Below are 18,073 nucleotides of genomic sequence, written 5' to 3'. Positions count from 1 at the left end.
TGGGTGCGTTGCCCGGCGACGGGTGCAGGGGTACGCCCGTCGTTCCGCGACAGGTGGGGGATGGTGCGGGGTCGGACGGCCGGCGCGGCGTTGCGCCGGAGCGCCCGGTCCGGGTGCCCCCGCCGGGTCCGGGCGGGGGCACCCGGCCTAGCTGGAGTAGACCTCGAACTCGCTGAGCTGGCCGGCGGGCCAGCCGCTGTTACCGGTGACTGTCAGCCGCAGGTACCGCTGGGTGGTCGCGGTGAAGGTCACGGTGACCGTGTTGCCGCTGGCCGGGTTGAAGCTGTAGCCGGCGGACGCCTTGAGCGTGCTGAAGGTCGAGCCGTTGGTGGAGCCGAGCACCGCCAGCGTCTGCGTACGCGTCTGCCAGGCCGATGACGGTGGGAGCTTCAGCACGACCCGGGACATCGACCGGTCGGCTCCCAGGTCCACAGTCAGCGACTGCGGAAACGCGTTGTTGGCGCTCTCCCAGTAGGTGTTCGCGTTGCCGTCCACCGCGTTCGGGGCGGCGTACACGTCGGCGTGGCTGGTCTCGGTGATCGACCGCCCGGCCGCCAGGTTGCCGCTGGGCGGCGGCGTGGTCGGGGGCGGCGTGGTCGGGGGCGGCGTGGTCGGGGGCGGCGTGGTCGGGGGCGGCGTGGTCTGGGTGCCGCCGTAAACCTCGACCTCGGAGAGTTGCGCGGCCGGCCAGCCGGTGTTGCCGGTGACGGTGACCCGGAGGTAGCGGCGGTCACCGGAGGGCAGCCCGATCGACACGGTGTTGCCCGTGCCGGGGGCGAAGACCCGACCGGCGGACGACGCCAGGGTGGTGTACGACGAGCCGTCGGTGGAGCCGAGCACCGACAGGGTCTGGGTACGTTGCTCCCAACCGCCGGGCAGCTTGAGCACCACCCGGTCGACCGACCGGGACGCGCCCAGGTCGACGGTGACCGACTGGGGGAAGGCGTTGTTGGCGCTCTCCCAGTAGCTGGCCGCGTTGCCGTCCACCACGTTGGCCGCCGAGTAGTTCTGGTTGGTGCTGGTCGCGGTCGTCGACCGGCCCAGCGCCAGGTTCCCGCTGGTCGGAGGGGGCGTGGTCGGGGGCGGCGTGGTCGGCGGGGTGGTGGTCGGTGGCGGGGTGGTCGGCGGCGGCGAGGTGGGTCCGCCGCCCCACTGCGGGTTCGGCCACGGGCCGCAGTACGGGGTCGGGGTGTACCAACCGGAGTTGCCGGAGCCCTGGGTGATCTGGAAACCGGCGCCGACGCAGTTGTGGATCGGGTTGCTCTGCGCGATGTTGGTGGCCCGTACTCCTGTGAAGGACACCTGACTGTTCGCCTGCACCTGGAGCGCGTACGTGCCTGCGCCGTCGATCCGTACGTTGTTGAGGTTGATCCCGTTGGTCTGGCCCTCGATCCAGTGCAGCGCCGCGTACGAGCTGTCCAGGATGTCGGTGTCGGTGATGTTGATGGTGGGGTTCTGGAACGCCTCGTTGAGCGCGGAGAACCAGATCGCCCCGACACCGAAGTTCCAGTTGTAGTCCGAGTTGCCGTTACGGATCAGGGTGTTCCGGGCGATCGTCCAGGTGCCCTGGACTCCGGTGGCGCCCTGCACGCCGGGGTAGCGGTTCGCGACGTGGATGCCGCCGCCGTTGGTCAGCGAGTCGGCCGTCACGTTGTCGGTGATCTTGATGTCCCGACCGCCGTAGCTGACCAGGTGGTTCGCCAGCAGGGTGACCCCGATGGTGTTGTGGGTGAAGGAGTTGTTGACGTTCGGCACGCTCTGCGCCCACATCGCCAACGCGTCGTCGCCGGTGTTGCGGACGAACGTGTTCGTCACCGTCGAGTTGGTCACGCCGGTGTGGAAGTTCACCCCGTCCGCGGTCTGGTCCAGGATGCGGCTGTTGCGGATGGTGAAGTTGTCCATCGGGCCGTCCATCCATGCCCCGACCTTGGTGTTCTCCAGCCAGAGGTTGTCGACCACCGAGTCGGTCATCGCCCCGCCCAGGGCGTTGACCTGGTCGTCGTCGACCCGTTCGCGGATGTCACCGATGATGGCGAAGTCCCGCAGAGTGACGTTGCGGCTGGGCCCGTTCGCCTCGTACGCGCGGACCGGGCCGGTGTAGCCGCCACCGGGGACGTACTTGCCGTAGATGCCGACGGACCTGTTCCGCTCGGTGGGGTGCCGGCCGCCGAGCACCGAATACCAGGGGCCCGCGCCGCGCAGTGTCACCCCGTCGACCACCACGTGATCCCAGAGGGTGAAGGTGCCGGTCGGGATCCAGACCGCCCGCCCCTGGGCCTTGCCGGCGTCGACCGCCGCCTGGAACTTCGCCGTCGAGTCGGTCGCGCCGCTCGGGTCCGCGCCGAAGTCGGTGACCACGTCGAGCACGCCGGAGGGCTTCGTGATCGCCGGGGCGACCAGCTCGAAGTCGGCCAGGTCGATGGTGAAGCTGGGCGACTGGGCGGTGGAGGACACCTGGAACCGGATCTTCGTGCCGGCCGGCTGGGTGCTGCCGAACATCGCCCGGGTCTCGTCGAAGAAGTGGTGCGGGTTGGTGTCACCCGGGTTGTTGTTGAACGGGTATCCGCCGTAGTACCAGCCGTACCTCGACGTCACCGGGACCGACTTCAGCAGCGCGCCGTTGGCCCGCAGGTCGATGGCGGCGTCCCGGCCGGTGCCGGCCGGACTGTCCGGCAGGCTGTAGCGGAAGGTCACCGCGTTGGCCGGGGCGGTGAGGGTGAACTCGACGTACTCGCCGACGGCGTCCAGGGTGACCGCCTCCCGGCCGGACGCCTCGGACGGCAGCGTGCCGTAGCGCCGGTCCGGGCCGATCCTGGTGCCGTTGTGGGCGGCCTCCTCCGCCTCCTGCTCGACGAATGGGACGGTGGCGCCCCGGTTGGGAATGTCGAAGGGGGACAACCCCGCCGCCGAGGCCGGGGTCGCGGTGCCGGTGACCGCGAGGGCTGTCACCGATGTGGCGGCGAGCAGGGTGGCGGCGATGGCGGCCAGGCCTGCCCGGGTCGGGTGTCGAAGGTGGTGTCGCGTGCCGGTGGTGTGGTTGGCCATGAGCTGCGCTCTCCCTTTCGTCAGGCAGGCCAGGTCCCCCCGTGTCGGTGCGGTGTCGCGCGTCCCCCCTCGGTTCTCCCTTCTTGGTGGCGTGGTGCCGGCGGCCGGGACGGGCCGCCGGCACCACGGCGAGCAGAGTCAGGTCAATCCGGGTCCGTCCGCCGATTCGCCGGTACGCAGCCAGACCGCGGTGTCGGCGGGCAGCAACCCGTCGTCGAGCGGCCCGCTGGCCAGCAGCAGCTCCCCCTGAGCCGGCATCGGCACCGGCACGGCGGAGAGGTTGACCAGGCAGGTGAAGCCACCGCCGCGGCTGAACGCGAGCACCCCGTCCGGGGCGGGCAGCCAGGTCAGCTCGCCGTCACCGAGCGCCGGCTCGGCCCGCCGGGCCTGGATCGCCGCCCGGTACAACTCCAGCATCGAGGCCGAGTCGCCGGTCTGCGCGCTGGCCGTGCGGTCCTTCCAGTCGGCCGGCTGGGGCAGCCACGGCGCTGCGGCGCCCTCGGGGCTGAACTCGAACGGCGGTTCGTCCCCGGCCCACGGCAGCGGTACGCGGCAGCCGTCCCGACCGGGGTCGATCCGACCGGACCGTTCCCACATCGGGTCCTGACGCAGGGCGTACGGGATGTCCTCGACCTCGTAGAGGCCCAGCTCCTCGCCCTGGTAGATGTAGGCGGCGCCGGGCAGCGACAGCGACAGCAGCGCGGCGGCCCTGGCCCGGCGTGTGCCCAGCTCCAGGTCGGTGGGGATGCCCTCGCGTTTGGCGGCGAAGCTGAACCGGGTGTCCGCCCGACCGTAGCGGGTGACGTGTCGGGTGACGTCGTGGTTCGAGAGCACCCAGGTGGCCGGCGCGTTGACCGGCGCGTGCGCGCTCAACGTCCCGTCGATGCTCTCCCGCAGGGCCGCGGCGTCCCACGCGCAGCCGAGGAAGTCGAAGTTGAACGCGGCGTGCAGCTCGTCCGGGCGCAGGTAGTTGGCGAACCGCTGCCGATCCGGCAGCCACACCTCACCGATCAGCGCCCGGTCGGCGTACTCGTCGGCGACCCGACGCCAGCCCCGGTAGATCTCGTGCACCCCGTCGAGGTCGTGGAACGGGTGCGGCTGGTCCGGCCGGACCTCGGGCAGCGTGCCGTCCTTGACCAGCAGCCCGGCCGAGTCGATGCGGATGCCGTCCACGCCCCGGTCGAACCAGAACCGCAGAATGTCCTCGAACTCCTCCCGCACCCGGGGGTGGTCCCAGTTGAAGTCCGGTTGCTGCGGCGCGAACAGGTGCAGGTACCAGTCGCCGGGAGTGCCGTCCGGGTTGGTGGTGCGGGTCCACGTTTCGCCGCCGAACTCGCCGACCCAGTCGGTGGGCCGTTCGTCGCCGTTGGGGCCTCGGCCGGGTCGGAACCAGAACAGGTCCCGCTCGGGTGCGCCGGGCCCGCCGGCGAGCGCCGCCTGGAACCAGGGGTGCGCGTCCGAGCAGTGGTTGGGCACCACGTCGACGATGGTCCGGATGCCCAGGGCGTGCGCCTCGGCGATCAGCGCCTCCACCTCGGCCAGGGTGCCGAAGACCGGGTCGATGTCGCGGTAGTCGGAGACGTCGTAGCCGGCGTCCGCCATCGGCGAGGGGTACCACGGACTGAACCAGATGGCGTCGACGCCGAGCGCGGACAGGTGATCCAGCCGGGACCGAATGCCGGCGATGTCACCGATGCCGTCGCCGTTGCCGTCGGCGAAGCTCCGGGGATACACCTGGTAGATCACCGCTCCACGCCACCACGGACTGCTGTCTGCTGTGGACACGAGCACCTGCTTTCTGGGTCAGTACGTCGGCGGGTTCGCCGGACCTGTATGTGTGTCGGACGAACGGTCGTTGTTCGCCGCGCGGGGTGTTGCGGTCGTGGCTAGCCCTTGATGCTGCCCGTGGTCAGACCGGACATGATGTTCCGCTGGAAGATCAGGAAGATGATGACTGTCGGGATCGCCGCGATGACCGAGGCGGCGATCACCACGTTCATCGGCGTACCGCCGGCGAAGGTGTAGATGCCGACGCTCACCGTCCGGGTCTCCGGCGAGGGCATGACCAGCTTCGGCCAGAGGAAGTCCTTCCACACCGCTGTCACGGCGAAGATCGAGACGACGCCGAGGATGGGGCGCGACAGCGGCAGGATGATCGACCAGAGCGTACGCAGCGACGACGCCCCGTCCATCAGGGCGGCGGCCATCAACTCCTCGGGGATCGAGTCGAAGAACCGCTTCAACAGGAAGATGTTGAACGCGTTGGCGACCATCGGCAGCCAGATGGCGAACGGGGAGTCCAGCAGGTTGATGTGCAGGATCGGCAGGTCGAGCACCGTCACGTACTGCGGCACGATGAGGACCATCGCCGGAATCATCAGCGTCGCCAGCATCAGGGCGAGGATCGCGTTGCCGAAGATCGGTCGGAGCTTGGACAACGAGTACGCCGCCGCGCTGTCGAAGACCAGTTGGAACAGCACCGCGCCGATGGCGTAGTAGAAGGTGTTGAACAGCAGCTTGGCGAGGGCCAGGTTGTTCCACGCGTCGATGTAGTTCTGCGGCTGCGGGTCCTTCGGGAACAGCGAGGGTGGGGTCTGCGCGATCTCCTGGCCGGACTTGAGCGCGCCGGTGACCATCCAGTAGAGCGGTCCGAGGAAAACGAGCGTGAACCCCGCCACCACGACGACCAGCAGCGTCCAGTAGATGACCTTGCCGCGCCCCCGGCTGATCTGGGTCTGGGAGATGAGGGTCCGGGTCCCGGAATCCTGTGCCATTCCTCGCCGTCCTAGTCCTGTTTCGCAGTCAGCCGCACGTACACGGCGGAGAAGCCGGCCAGCACCACGAGCATGATCACGCCCAGGGCGGCGGCGCCGTTGAGGTCGTTCTGGAAGAACCCGTGCTGATAGATGAGGTACGCCACCGAGGTCGCGGAGTCCTCCGCGCCCGCGCCGTTGGCGAGGATCAGCGGCTCGATGAAGAGCTGCATCGTGGCGACGATCTGCAGCATCGCCAGCAGCGCGAGAATCAGCCGGGTCTGTGGAATGGTCACGTGGAGGATCCGCCGCCAGATCCCGGCGCCGTCGAGCTCGGCTGCCTCGTAGAGCTCGCCGGGGATGTTCTGCAGCGACGCCAGGTAGATCAGCACCGCGCCGCCCATGTTCATCCAGGTCGACGCGACCACCATCGCCGGCATGGTCATCTCCGGTGACTGCATCCACTGCGAGGTGGGCAGGTGCAGCGCCTTCAGGATCGCGTTGAACAGCCCCGCCTCGCTGGGGTCGTACGCGTAGAACTTGAAGAGGAACAGCGCGGAGGCCGGCGGCAGCATCACCGGCAGGTACACCAGGATCCGCAGGTAACCCTTGCCGTGGCGGAACTCGTTGAGCAGCACCGCCACGAAGAACGGCACCACGTACCCGAGGGCGAGCGCGAGCACGGTGAAGTAGAACGTGTTCTGCCAGGCCGTCCAGAAGCTCGGGTCGGCGATGATGCGGGAGTAGTTGTCCCAGCCCACCCAGGTGGTCTCGCCGCGCCGGGTGCGCTGGAAGCTCATGACGATGCCGCGGATCATCGGGTACCAGGAGAAGACGACGAAGCAGAGCACCGCCCCGATCAGAAACGCGTGACCGGTGAGGTTGTCCCGTACCTTGCGGCCGAGGCTGGTGCGCTGCGGCCTCGCCGAGAACGGCGACGGCGGACGGCCCGGTTTCCTGGGGGTCTCCGGGACGGTGGTGATCGCCAAGGCAACTCCTGGGTGAGTCGGTGACGTCGAGACGTGGTGCGAATGGCGTGGGGGTCGGGTTCGGCGTCCCGACCCCCACACGATCGGTCAGCTCTCGGCGGCGAGGAGCTGGTTGACCTTCTCCTCGGCGGTCTTGAGCAGTGCGTCGATGTTCGAGTTCGGGTTGGTCAGCACACCCGACATCGCGGCGTCGAGCACCGCGTAGATGGCCTGGGCGTTGCGCGGCTCACCCTTGATCGGCACCGGGGTCGCCTCGAAGAGCGCGAAGTTCGTCGTGTCGACGTTCGCGTTCGCCTTACGCAGCTCCAGCTCCTGCTTCTGCGCGTCACTGCCGTTGGCGAAGAGCAGCGGCTGGGGCAGACCCACCGGGTAGTTCTGCGGCTTGGCCCGCACGTAGTCGAACTGGCCCTTGCCCGGGGTGAGCTTCTGGTACGCGATCCACTTCAGACCGGCCTTGACCTGCTCGGGGGTCAGATCCTTCTTGAAGAAGTAACCCTCGCCACCACCGAGCGTGCCCTTCGCGGCACCATCCTGGCCGGGCAGCGGAGCCATCGCCCAGTCCTGGAACTTGCCCTGGAACTGGCTGACGATCGCCTGGGTGGCGTCCGGCGCGCCGATGAACATGCCGACCTTGCCGGCGCCGGCGTTGGTCAGCAGGTCGCCCCACTGCAGCAGTTGACGGGCGCCCATGCTGTTGTCCCCGTACCGCATGTCCTTGAGGTTCTGCAGGACCTGCTTGCCCATCGGGTTGTTGAAGTCGGCCTTCTTGCCGTCCTCGCTGAGCACCCGACCGCCCTGGGAGTAGAGCAGCGAGGTGAAGTGCCAGCCGCCGGTGTTGCCGGCGCTGTACTCCGAGTAGCCGGCGATGCCGTTGCCGAGCGCGGAGATCTTCTTGGCGGCATCCCGGACCTCGGCCCAGGTCTTGGGCGGGTTGTTCACGTCCAGCCCGGCCTGCTGGAACAGGACCTTGTTGTAGACCAGACCCATCGAGTAGTTCTTCACCGGGACGGCGTAGAGCTTGCCGCCGTCGGTGAAGACCTCCTTGAGCGCCGGGTCGACGCTGTCCCAGGTCGGGACCGTGTCCTTGCTGGCGTACTGGCTGATGTCCATGGCCTGACCGGAGTCGAGCACCTGCTGGAGATCGGTCATGTACCCGTAGAACACGTCGGTCACGGTGCCGCCGGCGAGACGGGCGGTGAAGTCCGGCGGGTTGTTGCACTGCTCGCCGACGCTGACGCTCTTGATGACGATGTCCGGGTTCTGCTTCTGGAACTCGGCGACATCGTCGTTCCAGTTCTTCAGCAGCTCTTTCTGGGCACCGACCGGCTGGCAGTCGACCGTGATGGTGACCTTGCCGCCGGCGGTCGCGCCCTTGTCGTCACTCTTCGTGGAGCACGCCGTGAGGCTGAGCCCCAGGCCGGCCACGAGCGCGACCGCCGCAGCCTTTCGGTATTGCGGTACGGACATCTGTCCATCCCTTCGGGAACGGGTGTCTCCAATGACCTTCGCTGATCTGCGGTGATACGACCTGACGCCCAGTAGCTGCGTCGGAGCCAGGTGTGAGTGGAGTCACTGTAGCGAGGCCGACTCATTTCGGCAAGGTATCGACCCTGTTCCGAAAGGACACGACGTGATTACGGCAGATGTTGGCAAGGCCTTGAAAGCAGCCCGGTTTGCCAGCTATTGACCCCTTATCGCCGGCCATTCAGCCCGGTCGACGTTCGTCGATATGGGCGCAGCCGGAAACGGCCGCCGACCGCAGGAAGCGGTCGACGGCCGAAGCGTCGTTCGGGTAGGTCCCTGCCGGCCGGGGGCGGGCGGGGTGGCCGTGCCTAGCGGCCGGGGGCGGCCGGGGTGGGCGTGCCTAGCGGCCGGGGGCGGGCGGGGTGGGCGTGCCTAGCGGCCGGGGGCGGGCGCGGTGGAGCCGCGCACCACCAACTCCGGCTCGAACAGCAGCTCGTCCTGCAGGACGCCGACACCCTCGATCTGGGTGACCAGCAGGTCGACGGCGGCCTGCCCCATCGTCTCGATCGGCTGCCGCACCGTGGTCAGCGGCGGGTCGGTGCAGGTCATGAACGCGGAGTCGTCGAAGCCCACAACCGACACGTCGGCCGGCACCGAACGGCCCAGCCGCCGGGCCGCACGGATGGTGCCCAGCGCCAGTACGTCGCTGGCGCAGATGATGCCGGTCACGCCCCGCTCGACCAACTTCGTCGCGGCGACCCGCGCCCCCTCCATCGAGAAGCTGGAGCGCTCGACGCACTCAGTGTCGCCCTCGTCCCAGCCAGCGGCCTGGATCATCGCGTCGAGCTTGCGCCGGGACGGCACATGACCCTCCGGGCCGAGCACCATGCCGATCCGTTCGTGCCCGAGCGAGCGCAGGTGCCCGTACGCCTGCTCCACCGCCACCGCGTCGTCCGTCGAGACCCGGGGAAAACCCAGCTCGTCCACACCCGCGTTGACGAGTACGACCGGAAGACCCCGATCGGTCAGCCGACGGTAGTGGTCGTGCCGTGCGTCCGCGAGCGCGTACGAACCACCGGCGAAGATCACCCCGGAGACCTGGTGGTCGAGGAGCATCTCCACGTAGTCCATTTCGGAGACACCACCGATGGTCCGGGCGCAGAGAGCCGGGGTGTAGCCGCGCTGGGCGAGCGTCCCGGTGACGACCTCGGCCAACGCCGGGAAGATCGGGTTCTGCAACTCGGGCAGCACCAGCCCGACCAGCCGGGCGCGTTCGCCACGCAGCTTGGTGGGTCGCTCGTAGCCGAGCACGTCCAGCGCGGTCAGCACCGCGGTCCGGGTCGCCTCCGAGACTCCGTCACGGCCGTTGAGCACCCGGCTGACGGTGGCCTCGCTGACGCCCGCCTTCTTGGCAACTTCAGTCAACCGCTTGGTCACGGGCGCAATCGTACGTCACTGTGATGAAAGAAATGAACAGCAAAATGCCCTGCGCTTGCTGTCCAGCTGCCGCATTCTTCCCATCGGCCACCAAATAGGCGCGTCCACAGGGCCACGCGGTAGGCCTTCGCGGTGGGCGCGGCCAGGTCGAACCGCCCCGTCGCCTGCATCGCCCGCGCCGCCAGTGCCAGTGCCAGTGCCCGGCCCAACGTCACACTCCGCGCGGCGCCCGACACCAGCTCGGGTCGTTCTCCGGCGGTCGCGTGCACCGCCACGAGCGGTATGACTCTGAGGCATAAACATGCCTCGGAGTCATAAGTGCTTTGCGCGACGTGTCCCGGCTGACGCCGAATGCTCGCTGCCTCCCAAGATCCGCGCAACAACAGGGATATTGGTGTCTCCCGCACGTCGGAGGCAGCAACATCCGGGAAGTTGCGCGGATCTTGGGCCGGGCGCGGGGCCGCGGGGCGCGGGGCGCGGGGCGCGGGGCACGGGGCCGCGGAGCGCGGGGCGCGGGGCGGTCGTCAGGACAGGTCGCGCAGGGCGTCTCCGATGGCCCGGTGGAAGGTCGGGTACGCGTAGATCATGTGCCGGAGCTGACTCAACGGCACCGCGGCGTGCACCGCCACCACCAGCGCGGACAGCACCTCACCGCCGGCCGGGCCGACCGAGGTCGCGCCGATCAGCACGCCCTGGTCTGCGTCCGCGACCAGCTTGATGAAACCGTCGTCGCCGACCCGATGGATCCAACCCCGGGTCGAGCTGCCGAGCTTGGTGAAACCCACCTGCACGTTGATGCCGCGCTCGCGGGCCTGCTGCTCGGTGAGACCGACCGCGCCGATCTCGGGATCGGTGAAGGTCACCCGGGGCAGCGCGCGGTAGTCGGCGCGCGGGACGGTGCCGGCCGATCCGCTCGATCCGCTGGCGGCCAGTGAGCTGGACGCGCCCATCGCTCCGCCGACCACACTGGAGGTGCCGCTGGCGTCCGCCCCGGCCTTCGCCTGGCGGGCGCGGGCCAGGATGTCGGCGATCACGATCCCCGCCTGATACATGGCGATGTGGGTGAAGGCACCCTCGCCGGTCAGGTCGCCAACCGCCCAGACATGGTCGGTGACGTGCAGACGGTCGTCGACCGGCAGGTAACGCTGGCTGGCGTCCAGGCCGATGGTGTCCAGCCCCAGCTCGGCCAGGTGGGCCTTGCGCCCGGTCACCACCAGCAGCCGTTCGGCGGTGAACTCCGCGCCACCGCCACCGCGCAGGGTGAACCCGGTCCCGTCGTGCTCGACCCGTTCGGCGCGTACCCCGGTGTGGATCTCCACGCCGTCGGCGCGCAGCGCCGCGGCGGCGACCTCGGAGGCCTCGGGCTCCTCGACGGCCAGCACCCGGTCGAGCGCCTCGACCACGGTGACCCGGACCCCGAAGCGGGCGAAGACCTGCGCCAACTCCAGACCGATCGCGCCGCCGCCGAGCACCAGCAGCGACTCCGGCAACTCCTCGACCTCGATCGCCTGGTGGTTGGTCCAGTACGGCGTGTCGGCCAGGCCGTCGATCGGCGGCACCGACGGACGGGTACCGGTGCCCAGCACCACCCCGTGCCGGGCCTCGAACACCTGGTCACCGACACGGACCCGGCGCGGACCGTCGAGCCGGCCGCTGCCCCGCACGAGCCGGCCGCCCTTGCCGATGAACCGCTCCGCCGCGACCGTGTCGTCCCAGGTGTCGGTGGCTTCCTCGCGGATCCGCTTCGCCACCGGCGCCCAGTCCGGCTGGACCTGCGCCGTCCCAGCGAGCCCGTCGACCCGGCGAGCCTCGGCGAGCGCGTTCGCCGCTCTGATCATCATCTTGCTCGGGATGCAGCCCCAGTACGGGCACTCCCCGCCGACGAGATCCCGTTCGACGCCGACGACGTTCAGGCCGGCCTCAGCGAGCCGCTCGGCCACCTCCTCGCCGCCGACTCCAAGCCCGACCACGACCACATCCACCAACTCCGGCTCCGCCACACCGAACAGCATCCCCCAGCGACACCACCCCAGCCACCGAGGTCGACGGAAAAGCCGGCACGCCCACCGGCCCGGACGCTTACCGTGGCCGGATGCACGCACGCTTCGCTCCGGTCCGGGACCACTTCCACGACCTGCTCGCATCCGGCCGGGAAACCGGGGCCGGCCTGACCATCTGGTACGACGGGCAGCCGGTCGTGGACCTGGTCGGCGGCTCCCGCAGCGGCCAGCGACCGGGCGGCGAGCCGTGGCGGCCGGACACACTGGTCAACGTCTACTCGGTCGGCAAACCGGTGGCCGCGCTCAGCCTGTTGCTGCTCGTCGACCGGGGAACTGTCGATCTCGACGCACCGGTGGACCGGTACTGGCCGGAGTTCCGTACCCCCGCCACCGTGCGTCAGGTGTTGTCGCACACCGCCGGGCTGCCGGCCTTCCCGGTGCCCCGACCGGCCATCGCGGTCACCGACTGGGCGCTGCTCACCGGCGACCTGGCCGCCGCCGACCCCGAGTGGACGCCGGGCTCGGTCGCCGGGGAACACGCCTGGACGTACGGGCACCTGGTGGGCGAGTTGGTCCGCCGCGTCGACGGACGGTCGGTGGGCCGGTTCCTGGCCGAGGAGATCGCCGACCGGTGGCAGCTCGACCTCGGCTTCGGGTTGACCGAGGCGGATCAGCTGCGCTGCGCGGACCTGCGGTATGGCGACCCGCAGTGGCCGAGCCGGAAGCTCGGCGAACCGGGGTCACTGCGGGCGCGGGCGCTGGGCAACCCGGCCGGCGGGCTGGGCCTCGCCGTGCTGAACAGCCCGCTCTGGCGGGGTGCCGAAATGCCGGCGGTCAACCTGCACGCCACCGCGTCCAGCCTGGCTCGGCTCTACGCCGGTCTGCTGGCCGGTGGTGTGCTGGACGGCGTCCGGCTGGTCAGCCCGGACCTGATCGCGGAGGCGACCCGGGTGCAGTACGACGGGCCGGACCTGGTGCTGGACCGCCCGGTCCAGTGGACGTTGGGCATGCAACGGGAGCCGGACGGCAGCTGGGGCATGGGCGGAATCGGCGGCAGCAGCGCGTGGGCCGACCCCGAGCGCGGCTACACCTTCGCGTACGCCACCGCGCACCTCGCCGAGCACGACCGGGTGGACGAGCTGGTCGAGGCGCTGCACTCGGTGCTCTGAAGCGGGTCAGCGGTCACCGGCTCTCCGGCTGGACGGCCGGCCCGGGGGTGACGACCGGGGTCCCGGTCGGGCTGAGCAGGGCTCGCGCGGCGACCGCCATCCGTCGCCGCTGCGGCACCAGGGCCCGCCGAACGAAGACGTCGTAACCCTGCGCGGCCACCTCGTCGAGGATGCCGCCGTAGAGCGCGTACGCGGTGCGCATGCAGGCCTGCGAGGCGGGCGCGAGCATGGTGATACCCGGCGCGGCGGCGGCGTAGTGCGCCTGGGCGCGGGTCACCTCGTACTCGATCAGCTCGCGGATCCGGGGCGTGGCGCGGCCCCGGTCGCGGGCCCCGACCAACTCCTCGCGGGTGACTCCGAACTTCGCCAGGTCCTCGTCCGGCAGGTAGGTGCGGCCCCGGTCGAGGTCCTCGGCGACGTCCCGGATGAAGTTGGTGAGCTGGAAGGCGAAGCCGAGCTGCCGGGCCGGCTCCCGGGCCGCCACCGGGTCGGGGCTGCCCAGGATCGGCAGCATCATGGTGCCGATGACCGCCGCCGAGCCCTCCATGTAGTCGAGCAGGTGGTCGTAGGTCGGGTAGGCGGTGACTGTGAGGTCCATCGCCATGCTCTTCAGAAACGACGCAAAGTCGTCCCGGTCGAGATCGAAGACGGCGATCGTGTGCAGCACGGCCGGCAACAGTGGGTCATCGATCTCCGCCCCGTGCAGACCGGCCACGAACTGGCCGGCCCAGTGGTCCAGCAGGGCGGCTCGCTCGGCCGACGGCAGATCCTCGGTGCGGTCGACGATTTCGTCCGCGTACCTGGTGAACCCGTAGAGGGCGTGCACGTGTCGTCGTTTCCACGCAGGGAGCAGGCGGGTGGCGAGATAGTAGGTGCGGCCGTGGCGTCTGTGCAGCTCACGGCACCGGTCATAGGCAGCGGTGAGATCAGTTTCCACCGGCCCTCCTCCACTTTTATCGACGCACCAATCGACGCAACACGTAAGCCTAGGGTACGCTCAGTCGCATGGCCAACGACGCAGTTGCGGGCGACGTGACCCGCGTGGCGCCGGCAGGGCCGGCGGACCGGGACGATCCGATCCGCGCCGTTCTGGCCGCGTACACCCATGATCTGGTAACGGCGGTCGACGAGACCCTCAATACTTTCCTCACCGCCGAAGTTGACACCCTCAACGACATCGACCCATCGATGGGCAGCTTCGCCGCCACGGCCCGGGATGCCGTCCTGTCCGGCGGTAAACGGATCCGGTCCACGTTCGCCTACTGGGGTTGGCGCGGGGCGGTCGGCGGCACCGCGGCGCTGCCGCCCGTGCTGCCCGCGCTGGCCGCGCTGGAGCTGCTGCACACCTTCGCGCTGGTGCACGACGACGTGATGGACGCGTCCACGACCCGCCGCGGCCGACCCACCGCACACGTCGCGCTCGCCGAACAGCACCTCGCCGCCGGCCACCGAGGTGACTCCGGCCGGTTCGGCGAGGCCGTCGCCGTGCTCGTCGGCGACCTCTGCATGGTCTGGGCCGACCAGTTGCTGGCCCACGCCTCGGTGCCGTCGACTCGGCTCTTCGAGGTGCGCCGCTGCTACGACCAGATGCGGGTGGAGACGGTCGCCGGGCAGTATCTCGACGTGCTCGGCGAGAACGACCCGGCCAGTTGGTCGGTCCACCGGGCGCTGCGGGTGGCCCGCTACAAGACCGCCAGCTACACCGTCCAGCGACCACTGCTCTTCGGGGCCTGCCTGGCCGGGGCGCCCGCCGACGAACCGCTGGTCTCCGCCTACACCCGCTACGGCCTGGCCGTCGGCGAGGCGTTCCAGCTCCGCGACGACCTGCTCGGCGTCTACGGTGACCCGGCGGCCACCGGCAAGCCGGCCGGTGACGACCTCCGCACCGGCAAGCCGACCACCCTGCTCATGCTGGCCCGTGAGCTGGCCACCCCGGCCCAGCTCACGGCGTTGGAGCGGGCCACCGACGGACCGGTCGACACGCTCGCCGGGCTGATCGCCGAGACCGGCGCGGTGACCCGGGTGGAGCAGATGATCGCCGAGCGGGTGAACGACGCGCTGGCCGCGCTCGACGCCGCACCCGTGGACCAGACGGCGCGCACCGCGCTGACCGGGCTGGCCACCGCCGCTGCCAACCGGCGGGCCTGATGAGCGACTTGAGCGAGGAGGTGGTCACGTGCGGACGGTGACCGGACGGACGGATCGGGTGGTCGTCGTCGGGGCCGGGCTGGGTGGGCTAGCCTGTGCGCTGCACCTGGCCGGCAGTGGTCGACAGGTGACCGTGCTGGAGCGCGAGCCGGTGCCCGGCGGGCGGGCCGGACGACTCGGCGTGGACGGCTACGAGTTCGACACCGGGCCGACCGTGCTCACCATGCCCGACCTGATCGCCGAGGCGCTCGGCGCGGTCGGCGAGGAGCTGCGCGACTGGTTGGACCTGACCCCGCTCGACCCCGCCTACCGGGCGTACTACCCGGACGGCTCGACCCTCGACGTGCTCACCGACACCACCCGGATGGCCGCCGAGATCTCCCGGGTCTGCGGGCCCCGGGAGGCCGACGGCTACCTGCGCTTCGTCGACTACGCGCGGGAGCTGTGGCGGCTGGAGCGCACCGACTTCATCGAGCGCAACCTGGACGCGCCGACCGATCTGCTCACCGGCAACCTGCTCAAGCTGCTCAGCGGCGGGGCCTTCCGGCGCCTCCAGACGAAGATCAACCAATTCTTCCGGGACCCGCGTACCCAGCGGATCTTCTCCTTCCAGGCGATGTACGCCGGCCTCGCGCCACACGACGCGCTGGCCATCTACGCGGTCATCGCGTACCTCGACTCGGTGGCCGGGGTCTACTTCCCGCGCGGCGGCATCCACGCCGTCTCGCGGGCGATGGCCGGCGCGGCCGAGAAGCACGGCGTGCAGATCCGGTACGACACCACTGTGACCCGGGTGGAGACCGCGAACGGACGGGCCACCGGCGTGCTCACCGCCGACGGCGACCTGGTGCCGGCGGACGTGGTGGTGCTCAACCCCGACCTGCCGGTCGCCTACCGGGACCTGCTCCCCGCCGAGCCGCGGCGTCGGCTCACCTACTCGCCGTCCTGCGTCGTTCTGCACGTCGGCTCCCGACAGGCCTATGCGAAGATCGCCCATCACAACATCCATTTCGGACGCGCGTGGAAGGGCACCTTCGATGAGGTCATCCGGCGGGGCGAGCTGATGACCGACCCGTCGCTGCTGGTGACCAACCCGAGCCGGACCGACCCGACGGTGGCCCCGCCGGACCGGCACACCTACTACGTGCTCGCCCCGGTGCCCAACCTGCACCGGGCGCCGTTCGAGTGGCGCGGCGACCTGACCCAGCGCTACACCGACCAGCTGATCGGCACCCTGGAGGAGCGCGGCTACGTCGGCTTCGGCGCCGGGGTCGAGGTGCTACGGGCGGTCACCCCCGCCGAGTGGGAGGAGCAGGGGATGGCCGCGGGCACCCCGTTCGCCGCCGCGCACACCCTCTTCCAGACCGGCCCGTTCCGCCCATCCAACCTGCACCGCGACCTGTCGAACGTGGTATTCGTCGGCTCCGGGACCCAGCCCGGCGTCGGCGTACCAATGGTGCTCATCTCCGGCAAGCTCGCCGCCGGCCGGATCACCGGGGAAGGCCGATGAACAGCCGTGAGACACACCTCGTCGAACTCGTCGACGAGACCGGCAAGGCCCACGGCGAGACGACCGTCGCGTCCGCGCACCAACCGCCGGGGCGGCTGCACCGGGCCTTCTCGGTGTTGCTGGTGGACCCGGACGGCCAGGTGCTGCTCCAGCGCCGGGCCGCCGTCAAGACCCGGTTCCCGCTGCGCTGGGCCAACTCCTGCTGCGGGCACCCGCAGCCTGGGGAATCGCTCGCCGAAGCGGCCAACCGACGGCTGAACGAGGAGTTGGGCGCGGGCCCGGTCGAGCTGACCGAGGTCGGCACCTACGTCTACTACGCAGAGGACCCGGCCACCGGTCGGGTCGAGTTCGAGTACGACCACGTGCTGCGAGGCGAGTTCCTACCCGGTGCTCCGCTGCTGCCGGACCCGGAAGAGGTGGCCGAGTTGCGGTGGGCCGATCCCACCGCGTTGGCGGCCGAGTTGGCGCTCGACCCCCGGTCGTACGCGCCCTGGCTGGGCGGGGTGGTGAACCGGCTGCTACGCCCCGTGGGGTTCCGGTCGGGCGCAACCAGCGCAACCATGAGCCCGCCCGGATCGACGGCGGATGACACGGCGGAGCGGTCGGGTGGTCGATGAGGCGCTGAGCGCAGGCGCGGTCGCACGCCGGCTGGGGGTCGCGGTGACGACCCTGCGCACCTGGCACCAGCGCTACGGGCTCGGGCCCAGCGAACACATCCCCGGTCACCACCGCCGGTACACACGCAGTGATCTGGTCCGCCTCGAGATCATGCGACGACTCACCGCCGAGGGGGTGAGCCCCGCCGAGGCGGCGCGCTGGGCCCGCCAGGCTCCCGATCCGATCGCCAACGGCACCGTCGCCCCCACCTCGATCCACCCCACCGGCCGTGACGGCGGCGGCACCATCCCGGTCGGCCGGGCCGGCCCGGCGGCTCGCGGGCTGGCCCGAGCCGCCATGCGGCTGGACGCGGCGGCGATCAGCGAGACGATCGCGCACGCCCTGGCCGTCGGCGGGGTCGTCGCCACCTGGGACGGCCTGTTGCGCCCGGTACTCGCCGGCATCGGCGAACGGCACGCTGCCACCGCCGGCCTGATCGAAGTGGAACACCTGGTGTCCCGCTGCGTCTCGGAGGCGCTCGCGGCGGCCAGCCGGGCGAAGGCCCCCACCGGGCCGGCCCGGATCCTGCTCTCCTGCGCCGACGAGGAGCAGCACACCCTGCCGCTGGAGGCGTTGGCCGCAGCTCTCGCGGAAGCCGGTGTCAGCTACCGCATGCTCGGCGCTCGGGTGCCCGTGGCCGCTCTCGTCGAGGCGGTCAACCGGACCGGACCGGCGGCCGTGGTGCTCTGGTCGCAAACCCGGGCCACTGCCGACCCGGCCCAACTCAGCGCGCTGCTCGCCGCACCACGGCGCCCGTTGCTGGTGCTCGCCGCCGGCCCTGGCTGGCGAGCAGACGCGCTGCCCGCCGGGGTGGTGCGGCCGGTCGACCTGGCCGAGGCGGTCTCGCTCTCCACCGCCGTGCGTGACGCCCTGGACCAGTCGAGGCGTGACTGATCGCACT

13 protein-coding genes are annotated in these 18,073 nt (G+C 70.5%); 5 read left to right on the top strand and 8 right to left on the bottom strand.

The annotated features are described in order from the left end of the window. Window positions 1–147: 147 nt before the first annotated feature. The 7 genes from V6U86_RS09305 to V6U86_RS09275 all read right to left on the bottom strand — a co-directional run bounded on the left by V6U86_RS09305 (window position 148) and on the right by V6U86_RS09275 (window position 11,700). Window positions 148–3,045, bottom strand: a complete 2,898-nt coding sequence (locus V6U86_RS09305; RefSeq protein WP_334500767.1) for a galactose-binding domain-containing protein — start codon at window positions 3,043–3,045, stop codon at window positions 148–150. Window positions 3,046–3,183: 138 nt separating this feature from the next. Beyond that, window positions 3,184–4,830 carry a glycoside hydrolase family 13 protein gene (locus V6U86_RS09300; protein ID WP_334500765.1) on the bottom strand — a complete coding sequence of 549 codons (1,647 nt, stop codon included), beginning with the start codon at window positions 4,828–4,830 and terminating at the stop codon, window positions 3,184–3,186. Window positions 4,831–4,931: 101 nt separating this feature from the next. Beyond that, complete coding sequence (locus V6U86_RS09295; protein ID WP_334500763.1) at window positions 4,932–5,819, bottom strand: carbohydrate ABC transporter permease; 888 nt, start codon at window positions 5,817–5,819, stop codon at window positions 4,932–4,934. An 11-nt stretch (window positions 5,820–5,830) separates the two neighbouring features. Further along, window positions 5,831–6,787 (bottom strand): carbohydrate ABC transporter permease, encoded by a 957-nt coding sequence (locus V6U86_RS09290; RefSeq protein ID WP_334500760.1) that lies wholly within the window; start codon window positions 6,785–6,787, stop codon window positions 5,831–5,833. Window positions 6,788–6,874: 87 nt separating this feature from the next. Beyond that, window positions 6,875–8,254 carry an ABC transporter substrate-binding protein gene (locus tag V6U86_RS09285; RefSeq protein WP_334500758.1) on the bottom strand — a complete coding sequence of 460 codons (1,380 nt, stop codon included), beginning with the start codon at window positions 8,252–8,254 and terminating at the stop codon, window positions 6,875–6,877. 429 nt (window positions 8,255–8,683) lie between these two features. Next, the gene (locus tag V6U86_RS09280; RefSeq protein ID WP_334500756.1) at window positions 8,684–9,688 is read right to left on the bottom strand and encodes a LacI family DNA-binding transcriptional regulator; all 1,005 of its coding nucleotides are present in this window, start codon (window positions 9,686–9,688) and stop codon (window positions 8,684–8,686) included. A 524-nt stretch (window positions 9,689–10,212) separates the two neighbouring features. Next, window positions 10,213–11,700, bottom strand: a complete 1,488-nt coding sequence (locus V6U86_RS09275; RefSeq protein ID WP_334500754.1) for a dihydrolipoyl dehydrogenase family protein — start codon at window positions 11,698–11,700, stop codon at window positions 10,213–10,215. Window positions 11,701–11,780: 80 nt separating this feature from the next. Between V6U86_RS09275 and V6U86_RS09270 the strand changes: the two genes are divergently transcribed. Then, on the top strand, window positions 11,781–12,857 hold the full coding sequence (locus tag V6U86_RS09270; RefSeq protein ID WP_334500752.1) for a serine hydrolase domain-containing protein: 1,077 nt from the start codon (window positions 11,781–11,783) through the stop codon (window positions 12,855–12,857). A 13-nt stretch (window positions 12,858–12,870) separates the two neighbouring features. Here the strand turns inward: V6U86_RS09270 and V6U86_RS09265 are convergent, their stop codons facing one another. Further along, window positions 12,871–13,794, bottom strand: coding sequence for a phytoene/squalene synthase family protein (locus V6U86_RS09265; RefSeq protein ID WP_334500750.1), 924 nt, complete (start codon window positions 13,792–13,794; stop codon window positions 12,871–12,873). A 68-nt stretch (window positions 13,795–13,862) separates the two neighbouring features. On the opposite strand from V6U86_RS09265, the gene V6U86_RS09260 reads away from it, so the two are divergent. From V6U86_RS09260 to V6U86_RS09245, 4 genes are read left to right on the top strand one after another with little or no spacing between them, the layout of a single operon-like run. Further along, window positions 13,863–15,005, top strand: coding sequence for a polyprenyl synthetase family protein (locus tag V6U86_RS09260; RefSeq protein WP_334500748.1), 1,143 nt, complete (start codon window positions 13,863–13,865; stop codon window positions 15,003–15,005). Between the two features lie 28 nt (window positions 15,006–15,033). Further along, window positions 15,034–16,515: a phytoene desaturase family protein gene (gene crtI / locus V6U86_RS09255; RefSeq protein ID WP_334500746.1), complete on the top strand. Its 1,482-nt coding sequence runs from the start codon at window positions 15,034–15,036 to the stop codon at window positions 16,513–16,515. Further along, entirely contained in the window at window positions 16,512–17,132 is a 621-nt protein-coding gene (idi, locus tag V6U86_RS09250) for an isopentenyl-diphosphate Delta-isomerase (RefSeq protein WP_334500744.1), read from the top strand. Before crtI ends, idi begins: the two co-directional genes overlap by 4 nt. Further along, on the top strand, window positions 17,122–18,066 hold the full coding sequence (locus tag V6U86_RS09245) for a MerR family transcriptional regulator (RefSeq protein WP_334500851.1): 945 nt from the start codon (window positions 17,122–17,124) through the stop codon (window positions 18,064–18,066). The genes idi and V6U86_RS09245 overlap by 11 nt, the downstream gene beginning before the upstream one ends. Window positions 18,067–18,073: the final 7 nt, after the last annotated feature.

Source organism: Micromonospora sp. CPCC 205558 (assembly GCF_036902955.1).
Taxonomy (GTDB): Bacteria; Actinomycetota; Actinomycetes; order Mycobacteriales; family Micromonosporaceae; genus Micromonospora.
Note: the sequence above shows the minus strand (reverse complement) of the source record. Positions and strands in the feature narration are given on the sequence as shown.